Here is a 14,645-nt window from a genome sequence, read left to right as displayed (position 1 = left end):
TAGTTAAAGAAATCACTATTATTCTAATAATAAAAATAGTGCTCCTCTTAACGATCAAACATATTTGGTTTGATGCTCCCACCATCCCCAAAAATTTTGACAATCAGGTCGCCGAGCATATTGCTGGCGATAACATTTCCCACATTAAGGAGACACGTTGATGATTTCTGAAAGCGTGGTTGATCTTTCGCGGTTCCAATTTGCAATGACCGCAATGTATCACTTTCTTTTCGTCCCTTTAACTCTAGGTTTGGCATTTATCCTTGCCATCATGGAAACCACTTATGTCATTTCTGGTAAAGAAATTTACAAGGATATGACTAAATTTTGGGGAAAGTTATTTGGTATTAACTTTGCTTTAGGGGTAACAACTGGCTTAACCATGGAGTTCCAATTTGGAACAAACTGGGCTTATTACTCACACTATGTAGGTGATATTTTTGGTGCTCCATTAGCAATTGAAGGCCTTATGGCATTCTTTCTTGAGTCTACATTTATTGGTTTATTTTTCTTTGGATGGGATCGTTTAAGTAAGGTTCAGCATCTAGGCGTAACATGGTTAGTCGCTCTAGGTTCTAACATGTCAGCGCTTTGGATTTTAGTGGCGAATGGTTGGATGCAAAACCCAGTAGGTGCTGCATTTAACTTTGAAACCATGCGTATGGAATTAGTTGATTTCGGCGCGCTTATCTTTAACCCTGTAGCTCAGGTGAAATTCGTACATACCGTTTCTGCGGGCTATGTAACTGGTGCAATTTTTGTACTTGCCATCTCAAGCTATTACTTACTTAAAAAACGTGATCTTCCTTTCGCACGTCGCTCATTTGCAATTGCTGCCATTTTCGGTCTTGCATCTACACTTTCAGTGATTCTGTTAGGTGATGAATCTGGCTATGAGCTCGGTGATGTTCAAAAAACTAAACTCGCTGCGATTGAAGCCGAATGGGATACTCACCCTGCTCCTGCTCCATTTACTTTGTTTGGTGTACCAAACCATGAAGAAATGCGGACAGATTACGCAGTTAAAATTCCCTATGCATTAGGTTTAATTGCAACTCGGTCAACAACTAAAGAAGTTACTGGTCTTAAAGATCTCATGCAACAGCACGAAGTTCGTATTCGCAACGGTATGCTTGCCTATGCTGAACTTGAAAAATTACGTGCAGGCGATCGCTCACCAGAGTTATTGGCCTCTTTTGAAAAAAATCAAAAAGATCTAGGTTATGGTCTACTTCTTAAGAAATATGCACCAAATGTAGTTGATGCAAGCGAGCAAGATATTAGATCCGCTGTAAAAGATACTGTTCCAAATGTTACAGCACTATTTTTCTCATTCCGCGCAATGGTTGCCTCTGGTTTCTTAATGCTATTACTTTTCATTTTAGCGACTTGGGCCGTAGCAAAAAGAAATGCTGAAAATAAACCTTGGTTACTTAAATATGCATTGTTTGCTCTTCCGCTTCCTTGGATTGCTGCACAAACTGGTTGGTATGTAGCTGAAGGTGGTCGTCAACCATGGTCTATTGGTGAAATCTTACCAACTCATCTATCTGCATCAAGTTTAAGTACTGGTGACGTATGGGGTTCAATTATTGCGCTAGCAGCGTTCTATACCGCTCTTTTGATTATTGAAATGTATTTAATGATCAAATTTGCTCGCTTAGGGCCAAGCTCTCTACACACTGGCAAATATCATTTTGAAAAGCAAGAGCCGAAAACAGCTGTTAATGGGGAGGCTTTATCATGATTGAATACGAGTTATTAAAAATCATTTGGTGGGTCTTAGTTGGCGTACTACTCATCGGCTTCGCTCTGACTGATGGCTTTGACATGGGTTCTATGGCTCTCATGCCTTTCGTTGGAAAAACCGATAGCGAACGCCGTGCTGCAATCAACACGATTGCACCACATTGGGATGGGAATCAGGTCTGGTTTATTACGGCGGGCGGTGCACTATTTGCTGCTTGGCCAATGGTCTATTCAGTTGCCTTCTCAGGCATGTACTGGGCACTCTTATTAGTTCTATTTGCACTTTTCCTAAGACCCGTAGGTTTCGATTATCGTTCTAAACTTGAAAACAGCAAATGGCGTAACTCTTGGGACTGGGGTCTGTGCATCGGTGGTGCTGTTCCAGCGCTGGTGTTTGGAGTGGCCTTCGGTAATTTGTTTTTAGGTATTCCTTTTAGTTTAGATAGCACATTACGCTCTGAATATACAGGCAGCTTTTTTGCTCTTCTTAACCCCTTTGCTCTAGTTTGCGGTGTTGTAAGTCTGTCTATGCTTTGTGCGCATGGTGGTGCATGGCTCACGCTACGTACTGATGAAGCTTTAAAACAACGCTCTGCCAAAGCCACTCAAATTATGGCAATTGTATTTTTAATTTGCTTCCTTGTGATTGGAGCATGGCTGTATTTCGGACAAGTGCCAGGTTATAGCTATGCTGTTGCCATAGATCCAAATGCTGCGCTTAACCCTTTAGCTAAAGAAGTAGTGACTAATAGCAATCCGGGTTGGATGAACAATTACAGCACTTATCCAATTACTAAAGTTGCCCCAGTTCTGGCAATCTTAGGCGCAATCATCGCAATTTTTGCATCTTCAAAAGCAAAAGCAGGTCTAAGTTTTACTGGTACAAGCTTAATGATTGTAGGAACAATTTTAACTGCTGGCTTTGCCCTATTCCCATTCCTACTTCCATCTAGTATCAATCCTAACTCTAGTTTGACAATGTGGGATGCTGTATCAAGTCACCTTACTTTAGGCGTTATGACTGTCGCAGCCTGCATTTTTGTTCCTCTTATTTTGATCTATACCAGTTGGTCTTATTACAAAATGTGGGGAGTCATCACTAACAAACATATCGAGTCAAACTCGCATAGCTTGTATTGAGGAGAAGTCAATGTGGTATTTCGCATGGATCCTAGGCATTTTGATGGCATGTTTTGCGGGCGTACTCAGCGCGCTTTATATCGAACATCATCAAAATTTAGATGAGGAATAAATGATGGCAAAAGCAATGACAGCATCAAATCATCGAAAAGCTCAAGCATTTGCAATGGCCCTTTCTTTTCTGTTGGCATTGCCTCTTGCTGCAATTTTGTTGGTTTATCCTTCACTCATGCTAGATGCTAACGGACACTATAATCATAGCCAGCTTATGCTGGTGATGATTGGTATTTCTGGTGGCTTTATTTACGGAGTGGGTTTTGTACCCAACTTCTGGTTATGGAAATGGCTATTTAGCCCATGGGTGGCTTGGCCTCTCATGCTGTTAGGTTATTACATCTGGTTTCTCACCTAAATCAAAAAGACCTCATCTGAGGTCTTTTTTCATTTCGATTAATTTAATAGGTACTCATATTAAATTAATTCGATTGTTCAGCTAACCATGCCATAAATTTTTGACGCTCAGCTTTAGAAGCTTTCTGCCATGTTTCTACTAAACGTTGATCATTTGTTTGTGCTACACCCGTTACTGGCATAGATGTTGGAGCTGGTACAGCCACCTGAACAGAAGTAGGTTTAGCAGAGGCATAAACTGCCTCAGGCTGCGATTTAGATGATTTGGTCGTAAAGTCAGTAACTTTACCTAGCAAGCCTGTTGCAAACCATGGTTTTGCCTCATTGTTTGCGCCAGTTTGTTGCACAATTAATTCATTATTTGCGCTGTACAAAGCCACAGTTGGTTGCTCAGCATATTTCTTTGCTTGTTCAAATTGTTTTGGCGCATCTACCATTGCGAGCTTATAAGTTTGCCCATCCTTGAGTGCTGGAGTTTGAATCGTCACTACTCCAGATTTAACAATATCATGCTCCCCGCTCAAATGTTCAAAGTATTCTTGATAGCGCACACTTAAGCTTGTTTCACCAGCATCGACTTTATAATTATTTTTAGATGAACGAAATAACCCAGAGTTGACTTCCTGACCATTCACCGCAAGGATTACAATTTCCTCTGGTGCCGTAATTGTAACTGCTGAAAATACCGAACCGCTGAGTAATAAACCAATTGCAGCAACACCTAATCTTAAAGTCATCTGTCTCTTTCTCTGTGTTTGATAAGCTATTAAATCATGAGCAATATGCAATATGATTGTGACTATTTTATGACAGTGCAGTGATCCATTAATTTTTCGATTTATTATTATTAAATATACATTTGAATTTTATCAATTTCCTTTGGTTTAACCTTTTTATTAATTCAAAAAACACATAAAAAAAGAGTACCTATTTAGGTACTCTTTTTTAACTTTCAACTAGTTGAAAGTTTTGAAACGATCAGCATCATTAATAAATGCTTTTTCACCTGCTGGTGCTTCAACCGAACCAAATACTAATTGAGCACGTAATTTCCAAGTTGCAGGAACATCAAAAGCTTCAGCTGCTTCAGCATCAACAATCGGGTTATAGTGCTGTAAAGATGCACCTAAACCAAGCTCTGAAAGCGCAGTCCAAGTTGCAAATTGAGCAATCGCACTTGAATGTTCAGACCATACTGGGAAGTTATCTGCATATAATTCGAATTGCTCTTGTAAGCTTTTAACAACAGCTTGGTCTTCATAAAATAAAACCGTGCCAACACCAGCTACAAAGCTATCAATTTTTGTGTTTGTACCAGCAAAAGCTTCAGCAGGAACAATTTTACGTAATGCTTCACGAACTAAATTCCAGAATTTAGCATGTGATTCACCGTATAGTGTCACCACACGTGAAGACTGCGAGTTAAAAGCTGAAGGACTATGTTTAACCGCTTCACGAATAGTTTCTTCGATTTTAGTGCGATCCAATGCAACATTTTTACCAATTGCATAAATAGTACGACGATTTTTAATTTTATCTAAGAAAGTAGACATTTTGTTATTTCCTACCTATTGATTGACCAAGGGTCGTTGTTTGGGAATGAATACAGTGTATTAAAGTCATTTTTCATAATCAGCATTAAAAATATGACAGTTCGTTTTATTTTCGCAACAATAAAAAAAGATATACATATAAAAAAAGCTTCACGTTTTAGTGAAGCTTTTGAATGCTAACAACCGTTTTACTTATCAGTTTCAAACAGCGCCGCAACAAATGATTTAGCCGAGAATGGTCTTAAATCATCAATTTTTTCACCAACACCAATAAAACGAATTGGCACATGAGTACGACTTGCAATATTAAAGAGCACGCCACCTTTCGCAGTCCCATCCAGTTTGGTAATTGTGATACCAGTTAAACCCACAGCTTGGTCAAACTCTTGCACTTGGTTAATCGCGTTTTGCCCTGTACCAGCATCTACTACCAACATAATTTCATGAGGTGCAGTTGCATCAATTTTTTGCATCACACGTTTAACTTTTTTGAGTTCTTCCATCAAGTTACTCTTATTATGTAAACGACCTGCCGTATCTGCGATTAATACGTCAATTCCTTTAGCACGAGCACTTTCAAAAGCATCAAAAATAACAGAAGCACTATCAGCTCCGTGACCTTGAGCTACCACAGAGATATCATTACGTTCACCCCAGATCTGTAATTGTTCTGTCGCTGCGGCACGGAATGTATCTCCAGCAGCCAACATCACTTTTTTACCTTCACCCTGTAAACGTTTCGCTAATTTACCAATAGTTGTGGTTTTACCAACACCATTTACCCCAACCATTAAAATCACATAAGGCGATTTGTTAGGATCAATATGCAAAGGTTTAACACGTGGGGCCAACAAAGCCACCAACTCTTCTTGCAACGCTTTATATAGAGAGTGGGAATAGATCAAATCACCACGAGCTGTACGCTCTGTTAAATTGGTAATGATCGTTTTAGTCGCTTCAACACCAATATCTGCAACTAATAATTGCTCTTCTACTTCTTCAAGTAACTCATCGTCAATTTCCTTTCCGCCAATCAAGATATTGACCATACCATCAGCGAAATTACGACGAGTTTTAGTTAAGCCTTCTTTCATCCGGCCAAAAAAACCAGTTTTTGGTTGTTCAGCCGCTGTTTCTGTAGAAGCTAATTCAACTTTGGCTGCTTCAATACTTTCTTGTGTTTTAACAGGAGATTCAACGATGGGAACATCGATAGCAGGTAAATTAGGTAATGTGACATCGTCATCACCGATCTCAGCATCTATCAAGAATTTATTTTGCATATTCGATTGTTGCTCCATGCGGATTCCTTGAAAAGCAGCGTGTTTAAAAAGATAAAGTTTAGCATAAATTCAAAATTTTTCCTGCCACAATACTGCTCAAAAAGCTTTGGAAACCAAGATTTAGACTATTTCACTAGTTTACTGAGTATCTTCCTGAGCTAGTGCTGGATATTGTCTAATGTGAGCACCTTCAAATTGATATGCATGCATTAATTTTAAATACTCTGCTCTATGAATTTCTGATTGGGCTATAAGCAACTCAGCCATATGTTGAGTTCTAGGATAAGTTGCCTGATGTGAGAGTTGTATAATTCGTTGATATTGTTCCAGGCTAATAGGCCGAAGTAATGCTAAATATGACAGCACAAAAATACAGCCAATGACGATAACCACAAATAGGTTAAAACATTGATCAACTTTTAAATCAGACTTTAATTTAAGGAAATTTTGTTTGAATATGAGCATGACCTACCTCGAATTAGTGTAGTGTAGGGTTCAATACTCATAAGCACAAGATCAAACATCCAGTAAGGCCAAGAATCGCACCTTACTGGATAATAATACTTAGCTTATTAGTGAACGAATAACAGAAAAGTATAAAATTGCCGCAATAATTACCAACACTAAAAACATGGCAAAAATACTTAATCCTTCTTCTGCATCTGCTGGATGCAACTCGTCTTCATCAGCAATTTTTCTCAGTTCGCCATCATAGACTTGATAAAACCAGTTTTTTTGTGCAGGTTCCAAGTGCCGAGCAAAGTCAAATACTCTTTTGCGCTGAGCAAGACAATAGTCCCCTAAATGGATCTCTTGATGGAAGATCGCTTCATCTAATAGTTTGCGATGATAATGGGCTAGTTCTATGATTTGTTCCTCTCTAGGTGGAGTATCAAAAACAAAGCCGTCGATTGTATTTGTCATATTTTATTCTCCTTGTCTTTTATTCTCATATTGATTTTACTCAAAATTATTTGTGAATAATGTTTAATCATGTATCCTAATAGTGAATAAAGTGGTTTGCACCAATAGTTGACAAATCCATTAATTTGTAATATTAGTTTAACATTACTAAGTTAAATTAATTTAAAGGCAGTGGCCTTTAGAAAAAAGTAATCATAATTACAATAAGGAGTTTTCTATGATTCAACGTATCTCTCATCATGATTTAGAACATGTATACGCAACTGCAGTAAACACAATTCACTCTCAAATGAATTTTCAGGATGCAGTTGCACAGCTAGAAGAAGTTGCTCGCGCTGGGCATGGTAAAGCTGCTTTGTTTTTAGCAGAATTGTATTATCAAGGTTTCCGTGTCGAACGTGACTCACTTAAAGCACAATACTGGCAAAAGTTAGCCACAATGCAAGCATGAAGAAACGTCACTTAGGTGGCGTTTTTTTATGTCCGTAAAAATTTGATATAAACCAATTCATCCCTTATCTCTTCTTGCGCTTCACCAAAGCTTTAATCGCTTTGTCTTACTCAGGTGGCGTTTTTTATGCCTGTACTTACCTAAAGTTATTAATTAATTTAAAAATTTAGACACTTTAAGTAGAGGATATGAATTTCACAGCTGGAATATTTGTTTACGATTTGATACCAGTTTAAACTGAAATGTCATCTGATTTTTCTATAATAAGCAAGATAAGTTAAGAACCTTTAAATTCACAATGAAAAGTTTAAGTAATCTACAACCGGTTTCAAAAGACTTGATGATTAAGATTTATATTTTAAGAACCATGATGTACTGCGGCGTTCTTTGGGGTTTATTTCATCAAGGATGGGCTATTAAATCAGATCAGGAAGATTTTATTTTTCCTTTTTGGCTTAATGGCTTACAAGCACATCGCTATGCAAAAGAACATTGGCCGCATTACAAACCAAGAAGAATTACTCCTAAAGATTTCCATGAGTCTTTGTTACCGACATTAACTCGACTCAACGTCACTCCTGCTTTGTTTAATTCATCACATAGAAAATTAAAGTTATCTACTCAGCAAATGCAGCATTTCTTTTTTAAACATCCACATTGGCAAGGAGCATAAGGGTTTTTCTTTTGGTAGCTATTGATCAATATAGAATGCTTTTTGAACGCTTGAATACAAAACTTGTATTTGAATGACTATCCAGTCTTTGCATTTTTATAAAATCGAGCTACTTTAAATCAAAATGATAAAACACAGGACAGAAGAAATGACAATCGTTGCACAAGTAATCAAAAACAAAGCAGAGCAAAATATTTTTACAATTTCTCCAGAAGCCACTGTCCTTGAAGCAATTAAGATCATGGCGGATAAAGGAATTGGTGCACTCGTCGTAGCTGAAGGTGAAAAAGTTGTCGGAATTTTATCTGAACGTGACTACACACGAAAAGTAACGCTTATGGAACGTTCATCATATAGCACCACAGTTGCTGAAATTATGACATCCAAAGTACTTACGGTAAGCCTAAATAATACGGTTGAAGAGTGTTTGCAACTTATGACAGATCGTCACTTACGCCACTTACCTGTATTAGACAATGAAAAATTAGTTGGATTTATCTCTATTGGTGACTTAGTAAAAGCGGCAATGGAAGATCAGAAAAATCTTATTGAACAATTAAAGCAGTATATCTCTGGTTAATCATTCGAAATAAAAAATGGGCATATAAATGCCCGTTTTTTATTGATATAAAAACTTAAAGATAGTCATTAATTAAAGTAACTAAACGCTGTAGCAAATCATCAGCCTGTACTTGAGTCATGTTAATTGGTGGTAATAAACGTACTACAGAACCAGCTGTAACATTAATAATCAGTTTATGTTGATCACGAGCAATTGCAACGAGCTCAGCACAGTCTTTAGGCAATTGAATACCAATCATCATACCAAAACCACGCACCTGAACATTCTTGTCAGCTAACTGTGTGCGAAGTTGATCAACAATATAGCGTCCTACTACTGCCGCATTTTCTACAGCATTTTCTTTTTGGATTGTATCAATTACTGTATAAACCACACGAGAACCTAGCACTGTGCCACCATAAGTAGAGCCATGACTTCCCGGTCCTAATAAACCAACAGCTTTACCTTGTGTCATCACAGCCCCTACTGGAAAGCCATTACCCAATCCTTTCGCAGTCGTAAGAACATCTGGCACAATGTTGGTGTGCTGATAAGCAAAATACTTACCCGTACGGCCATTACCTGTTTGGATTTCATCTAGCATCATAAGCCAGTTATGTTGATTACATAGAGTACGGACCTCTTCAAGATAACTAAAGCCTTGAGGTGCTGTATTAATACCGCCTTCACCTTGAATTGGCTCAATTAAAATCGCGACAATGTCTGGATGTTGCAAAGCAGCTTCTTGAATTGCTTCTACATCACCAAATGGCACACGAATAAAATCATTGGTTAAAGGAGCAAAACCATCTTGTACTTTCTTATTACCAGTGGCTGAAAGTGTTGCTAAAGTACGACCATGAAAAGATTGTTCTGCCACAATAATCTTTGGTAAACGTACGCCTTGTTGAGTACCAAATTTACGAGCAATTTTAATCGCACCTTCATTTGACTCAGCACCACTATTTGAAAAGAAGATTTCCTCCATACCAGAAACCTCTGCAAGCTTCTGGGCAGCAGCAGTTTGCCAAGGAATTTCAAATAGATTACTGGTATGCACAAGTGTTGTAGCTTGTTCTGCAATTGCTTCTGCAATAACTGGGTGTGCATGACCTAAACCACATACAGCAATACCTGTTAAAGCATCTAGATATTCTGTACCATCTTCAGTATATAGATATGCCCCTCGGCCTCGTACAAAACTGATCGCTTGGCGACCATAAGTAGCCATTAAGTGTGATGGTTGATCAGGTTGTATTGGAGCTAGGGTAATATCAGTCATAACGAACTCTGTCTGTATGAGGTTTTTAGAAGGGTTTATATAAACAAAAACTGGCTCTGATGAAAAGTCTCATCAATCATTTATCTAAAATTTCGTCTGCTTTTCGCTATCACTTCGGTTTATACAATAAAATATTGAATATTCAATGCAACTTTAAGCATTAAGGTGGTTTGCAAAGCAACATAAACACCCCCTATAATGCTGCTAGATTAGTTGAGGATCTCTTTATGACTGAACAAGCACGTGATACTGAAGCGTTAATCCGCGATCAAATTGCGAAGCATCCCGTTTTACTTTACATGAAAGGCACTCCACAGTTTCCACAATGTGGTTTCTCTGCACGTGCTGTAGAGGCGCTCAGTCAAATTGGTCGTCCATTTGCATATGTAAATATTCTGGAAAATCCTGATATTCGTGCAACTTTACCAACAATTGCGAACTGGCCTACATTCCCGCAACTTTGGGTAAATGGCGAACTTATTGGCGGTAGCGATATTATGCTAGAAATGTTCCAAAATGGTGAATTAAAACCATTAGTTGAACAATATAGCGCTGCACCAGAAGCGTAAATAATAAAAAAGCCAATCAATAGATTGGCTTTTTTATACTCTTAATTTTAAAGATCGCTTACCCCAGCATAGCGAAACAAACCTTCCACACCTAAATCAGTTTTTAAAACGATTAAATTTTCATAGCTTGTTGTTGTTAGAGCTTCAAAAATATTCATGTTTGGATCTTCGTGTAACTCATCCACACTCTGGTTCATGCACTCTTCAAATCGATCTGCAACAAATTCAAAGCCCAAGTCCATAGCAATAAATAAAGTATGTTCACATGGCTGAACATACTGTTCTTGTGCCCAGTCAATTATCGCTTGTTTACAAAATGGACACTCAATATTTGCAGAGGCATCGTTAAGTTCTATCAATTGATAAGGCATTAGATTTGAAAAGTAGAGAAAAATATAGTGTAGAAGAAAATGATGAACACTTCTATAGAGAATGTCTAAAGTCATTTGAAATGCATACATTAAAATTGCATCGTAATTACAATGTAATTTCAAAACCATTTTTAGCAATGAGTAATGAATCTCTCTCCTGCTTACAAAAAATTTAGTATAAGAATTATCGTTGCAAAAATAATAATGTAAACTCATAGTTGTTGCAGAAATAGGATATTTTAATGCTCACCGATCTTGATGATTTTTATTGTTTTGCTCTTGTTGTTGAGCATGGTGGCTTTAGTGCTGCTGAGCGTGTAACAGATATACCAAAATCAAAATTAAGTCGCCGCGTTTACAGCTTAGAGGAAAACTTGGGGGTCCGTTTAATTCAACGTAGTTCTCGTCATTTTGCTGTTACAGATATTGGGATGGATATTTACAGACATGCTCAAGTCATGATGAATGCTGCTCAAGCTGCCCATGATTTGGTTGATCACTTAAGTATTCAACCTAGAGGTGTAGTTAAGGTCAGTGTTCCTGTTGATATTGCTCAAAATCAACTTCCAAAAATCCTACCTGCTTTCTTAAAAAAATATCCAGAAATTCGTTTGCAACTGATGGTCAGTAACCGTCGAGTAGATGTTATCAATGAAGGGATTGATCTTGCTTTACGAGTTCGCTCAAAACTAGATGATGACCCAAGTTTAGTTCTTCGACAATTTGCTCTTATAGAACAAAGCCTATTCGCAAGCCAGGCATATCTAAATGAATTTGGAGATATAAAAACGCCTGAACAGCTGAGTGAACATCGTATTTTAAGCTTATCTGAAGAACATCTTGATCAGCAATTTCTTTTGCATGGGCCGGACAATCAGCAAAAGAAAATCAAAGTCAGCCCAATCGTAATGGGTACAAACATACATATGTTGGCACAATTGGCGAGTCAAAACTGTGGTATCGCATTATTACCAGAGAGTGCAGCAGAAGATTTTCTAAAATCAGGTCAACTTGTACAAATATTACCAGAATGGAAGGCTCCTCACGGTATATTACATGCTGTATATCCATCACGCCGAGGCTTACTACCTGCTGTTCGTGTATTTATTGACTATTTAGTAGAACATCTTTCAGAGCATTAAAATGAATTAGAACAAAAAAGTTCGATAATCATCGAACTTTTTTATATTTTTCAAATTGCGGGATAATTTCCAACGCCTTCAGGCCAAGGTGTTAATAGTTCAAAACCTGTATCAGTTACTGCAACCATATGTTCCCATTGAGCGGATAATGAAAGATCTTGAGTAATGACGGTCCATCCATCATTCAACTCTTTCACTTGTGGTCTGCCCGCATTAATCATCGGTTCAATGGTAAAAACCATTCCCTTCTTTAAAACCAAACCTTGGCCACGTTGTCCATAATGCAAAATATTGGGTTGTTCATGATAAACCTTACCAATCCCATGTCCACAATACTCTCGAACAATGCTATACCCTTCTCGATGGGCAACTGACTGAATAGCGTAACCGATATCACCTAATGTAGCTCCCGGTTTAACGGTATGAATACCAGCAACCATAGCCTCATAAGTTGTTTCGACAAGTTTTTTTGCTTGTGGATTTACATTACCCACAAAATACATGCGGCTCGTATCACCAAAATAGCCATCTTTAATAATTGCGACATCAATATTGATAATATCGCCATCCTTTAAAATTTTATTTGGCGACGGAATTCCATGGCAAACTACTTCATTGACTGAGGTACATATTGTTTTAGTAAAACCATGATATCCAACATTGGCAGGAATAACTTTTAAAGTATTTACAATATAATCATTACACAGGTTATCCAAATATTCAGTAGATACACCCGGTTTAATATATGCCTCTATCATCTCTAAAACTTGCGCAGCCAAGCGTCCAGAAACTCTTAACTTTTCCAGATCTTGTTCAGTTTTTATTGTAACAGTAGAAGCTCTCATTCAGTTTTATCCTCGTAAACATTGCTTTTACAATGCATACAAAAATGTAAGTTAATTTAGAATATTTTAGAACGGATATAGGATAGGCTGGAAGTGTTAAATGCCCAAATATTCAACATTCATAATAGAAATCTATACTTTTATTTTTGCATAATTTCTTTAAAAAATCAGACATAAAAAACGATTTCCTAATTTCTTTCAATGGTTTTTCAAATAGATACTTTAACCAATTGATATTTTTAATATCTATTAATGATTGTTATACTCCGAAAAAAATCTTATTCACATAAAATACCGCTTGATCATGCTCTCTTTTGCTCTAAAATCCCTTCTTTTTTTATTCATTTTAATTTATGCAACATCTTCGTACTGGAGATATTATTGCCTTAGGTTTTATGACCTTTGCCCTCTTTATTGGGGCTGGTAATATTATCTTTCCTCCCATTGTCGCTCAACAAGCCGGTGATCATGTATGGCTAGCAGCTATAGGCTTTTTGATTACTGCAGTTGGTTTACCTGTAATTACCATCATGGCACTCTCTCGTATGCAGGGTTCCATTGAAATAATTAGCTCTCCTCTAGGTCGTGTAGCAAGTCTGATTTTAACTGTTGTTTGTTATTTATCAGTAGGCCCTTTATTTGCTACTCCACGTACAGCTACTGTTTCTTACGAAATTGGTTTTTCTTCTTATTTTGGAACATCAAGTAGTAGCCTTTTAATCTACAGCGCAATTTATTTTTCATTTGTAACTGTAGTTTCACTTTATCCAAACAAGTTGTTGGATACTGTTGGACATGTGCTTGCTCCCCTAAAAATTATTGCTTTAGCAATTTTAGGCATTGCAGCAGTGATGATTCCGTCTGGTTATGTCCCTGCTCCAATCAACCATTACGTTGCATCTCCTGTTTCGGAAGGTTTCGTAAATGGTTATCTCACCATGGATACTTTAGGTGCATTAGTATTCGGTATCGTAATTATTCAAGCGATTTATTCGCGTGGTGTTACTGATAAAAAATTAGTCACTAAATATGCAATTATTGCTAGCCTTATTTCGGGTATCGGTCTGACTTTAGTCTATTTAAGCTTATTCAAATTAGGTGTAGGTAGTCATGAAGTTGCGCCAAATGCAGCAAATGGTGCAGTAATTTTACATGCATATGTTCAACATGCTTTTGGCAATATGGGTTCATTATTCTTAACTGGCCTAATTTTTCTAGCATGTATGGTGACAGCAATTGGCTTAACTTGTGCTTGTGGTGAGTATTTTGCCCAGTTAACTAAATTGCCTTACAAACTTTTAGTATTCATTTTAGTTGGTTTCTCTTTCATTATTTCTAATCTTGGATTAACCAAACTTATTGCTGTATCAGTACCTGTTTTAAGTGCAATTTATCCACCAGCAATTGTTGTGATTATGCTGAGTTTCTTTTGGAAATTTTGGCACAAACCTTCTTTTATCGTCGGTTCAGTAACAAGTATTGCTTTAATTTTTGGTATTATTGACGGTATTAAAGTTGCTGGTTTTGGTGATTATTTACCTGAGTTTCTTCAACATTTACCTTTACATGAACAAAACTTAGCTTGGTTGATCCCATCTTTAGTGGTTCTAGCAATTACCGTAATTATCGACAAAGTTAAATTTAAAAACATTTAATCTAGTGTCTTTTTTGAAATCGAGTTTTACCCAAA

Annotated in this window: 19 protein-coding genes; 11 read left to right on the top strand and 8 right to left on the bottom strand. The window is 37.3% G+C overall.

Features of this window, described 5'->3' with window-relative positions; genetic code table 11:
• The 5 genes from cydP to HUN22_RS09850 all read left to right on the top strand — a co-directional run.
• Positions 1-161: cytochrome oxidase putative small subunit CydP (gene cydP / locus HUN22_RS18375; RefSeq protein ID WP_350308500.1), on the top strand; the 161-nt coding region annotated here is incomplete at its 5' end.
• Positions 161-1,747 (top strand): cytochrome ubiquinol oxidase subunit I, encoded by a 1,587-nt coding sequence (locus HUN22_RS09865; protein WP_174728639.1) that lies wholly within the window; start codon positions 161-163, stop codon positions 1,745-1,747. The genes cydP and HUN22_RS09865, both read left to right, overlap by 1 nt.
• Positions 1,744-2,889, top strand: a complete 1,146-nt coding sequence (gene cydB, locus HUN22_RS09860) for a cytochrome d ubiquinol oxidase subunit II (RefSeq protein ID WP_174728637.1) — start codon at positions 1,744-1,746, stop codon at positions 2,887-2,889. The genes HUN22_RS09865 and cydB overlap by 4 nt, the downstream gene beginning before the upstream one ends.
• A gap of 10 nt (positions 2,890-2,899) precedes the next feature.
• The gene (cydX, locus tag HUN22_RS09855; RefSeq protein WP_000270276.1) at positions 2,900-3,001 is read left to right on the top strand and encodes a cytochrome bd-I oxidase subunit CydX; all 102 of its coding nucleotides are present in this window, start codon (positions 2,900-2,902) and stop codon (positions 2,999-3,001) included.
• The gene (locus HUN22_RS09850) at positions 3,002-3,301 is read left to right on the top strand and encodes a cyd operon YbgE family protein (RefSeq protein ID WP_004791954.1); all 300 of its coding nucleotides are present in this window, start codon (positions 3,002-3,004) and stop codon (positions 3,299-3,301) included.
• Between the two features lie 64 nt (positions 3,302-3,365).
• Here HUN22_RS09850 and HUN22_RS09845 read toward each other — a convergent pair whose 3' ends face one another.
• The 5 genes from HUN22_RS09845 to HUN22_RS09825 form a co-directional block, all read right to left on the bottom strand.
• Positions 3,366-4,037, bottom strand: a complete 672-nt coding sequence (locus tag HUN22_RS09845; protein ID WP_163118517.1) for a YccT family protein — start codon at positions 4,035-4,037, stop codon at positions 3,366-3,368.
• Positions 4,038-4,256: 219 nt separating this feature from the next.
• Positions 4,257-4,853 (bottom strand): nitroreductase family protein, encoded by a 597-nt coding sequence (locus HUN22_RS09840; RefSeq protein WP_009392698.1) that lies wholly within the window; start codon positions 4,851-4,853, stop codon positions 4,257-4,259.
• Between the two features lie 188 nt (positions 4,854-5,041).
• Positions 5,042-6,154, bottom strand: a complete 1,113-nt coding sequence (gene ftsY, locus HUN22_RS09835) for a signal recognition particle-docking protein FtsY (RefSeq protein ID WP_016145524.1) — start codon at positions 6,152-6,154, stop codon at positions 5,042-5,044.
• 120 nt (positions 6,155-6,274) lie between these two features.
• The gene (locus HUN22_RS09830; RefSeq protein ID WP_174728635.1) at positions 6,275-6,601 is read right to left on the bottom strand and encodes a hypothetical protein; all 327 of its coding nucleotides are present in this window, start codon (positions 6,599-6,601) and stop codon (positions 6,275-6,277) included.
• 99 nt (positions 6,602-6,700) lie between these two features.
• On the bottom strand, positions 6,701-7,060 hold the full coding sequence (locus HUN22_RS09825) for a hypothetical protein (protein WP_002120892.1): 360 nt from the start codon (positions 7,058-7,060) through the stop codon (positions 6,701-6,703).
• Positions 7,061-7,277: 217 nt separating this feature from the next.
• Between HUN22_RS09825 and HUN22_RS09820 the strand changes: the two genes are divergently transcribed.
• The 3 genes from HUN22_RS09820 to HUN22_RS09810 all read left to right on the top strand — a co-directional run bounded on the left by HUN22_RS09820 (position 7,278) and on the right by HUN22_RS09810 (position 8,764).
• Entirely contained in the window at positions 7,278-7,511 is a 234-nt protein-coding gene (locus tag HUN22_RS09820; protein ID WP_002121063.1) for a hypothetical protein, read from the top strand.
• 298 nt (positions 7,512-7,809) lie between these two features.
• On the top strand, positions 7,810-8,184 hold the full coding sequence (locus HUN22_RS09815; protein ID WP_057105154.1) for a DUF2750 domain-containing protein: 375 nt from the start codon (positions 7,810-7,812) through the stop codon (positions 8,182-8,184).
• A 148-nt stretch (positions 8,185-8,332) separates the two neighbouring features.
• A complete protein-coding gene (locus HUN22_RS09810; RefSeq protein ID WP_126117591.1) occupies positions 8,333-8,764 on the top strand; it encodes a CBS domain-containing protein in 432 nt (143 codons plus the stop codon).
• Between the two features lie 55 nt (positions 8,765-8,819).
• Here the strand turns inward: HUN22_RS09810 and HUN22_RS09805 are convergent, their stop codons facing one another.
• A complete protein-coding gene (locus HUN22_RS09805) occupies positions 8,820-10,028 on the bottom strand; it encodes an aspartate aminotransferase family protein (RefSeq protein ID WP_174728633.1) in 1,209 nt (402 codons plus the stop codon).
• Positions 10,029-10,255: 227 nt separating this feature from the next.
• On the opposite strand from HUN22_RS09805, the gene grxD reads away from it, so the two are divergent.
• Positions 10,256-10,597 carry a Grx4 family monothiol glutaredoxin gene (gene grxD, locus HUN22_RS09800; protein WP_174728631.1) on the top strand — a complete coding sequence of 114 codons (342 nt, stop codon included), beginning with the start codon at positions 10,256-10,258 and terminating at the stop codon, positions 10,595-10,597.
• 47 nt (positions 10,598-10,644) lie between these two features.
• Here grxD and HUN22_RS09795 read toward each other — a convergent pair whose 3' ends face one another.
• Positions 10,645-10,968 (bottom strand): hypothetical protein, encoded by a 324-nt coding sequence (locus HUN22_RS09795; protein WP_174728629.1) that lies wholly within the window; start codon positions 10,966-10,968, stop codon positions 10,645-10,647.
• Between the two features lie 242 nt (positions 10,969-11,210).
• Between HUN22_RS09795 and HUN22_RS09790 the strand changes: the two genes are divergently transcribed.
• Positions 11,211-12,110 carry a LysR family transcriptional regulator gene (locus HUN22_RS09790; RefSeq protein WP_174728626.1) on the top strand — a complete coding sequence of 300 codons (900 nt, stop codon included), beginning with the start codon at positions 11,211-11,213 and terminating at the stop codon, positions 12,108-12,110.
• 50 nt (positions 12,111-12,160) lie between these two features.
• Here HUN22_RS09790 and map read toward each other — a convergent pair whose 3' ends face one another.
• The gene (gene map / locus HUN22_RS09785; RefSeq protein ID WP_174728623.1) at positions 12,161-12,955 is read right to left on the bottom strand and encodes a type I methionyl aminopeptidase; all 795 of its coding nucleotides are present in this window, start codon (positions 12,953-12,955) and stop codon (positions 12,161-12,163) included.
• A gap of 353 nt (positions 12,956-13,308) precedes the next feature.
• On the opposite strand from map, the gene brnQ reads away from it, so the two are divergent.
• The gene (brnQ, locus tag HUN22_RS09780) at positions 13,309-14,610 is read left to right on the top strand and encodes a branched-chain amino acid transport system II carrier protein (protein ID WP_174728620.1); all 1,302 of its coding nucleotides are present in this window, start codon (positions 13,309-13,311) and stop codon (positions 14,608-14,610) included.
• Positions 14,611-14,645 lie beyond the last annotated feature (35 nt).

Source organism: Acinetobacter lactucae, assembly GCF_013344765.1.
Taxonomy (GTDB): domain Bacteria; phylum Pseudomonadota; class Gammaproteobacteria; order Pseudomonadales; family Moraxellaceae; genus Acinetobacter; species Acinetobacter lactucae_A.
Note: the sequence above shows the minus strand (reverse complement) of the source record. Positions and strands in the feature narration are given on the sequence as shown.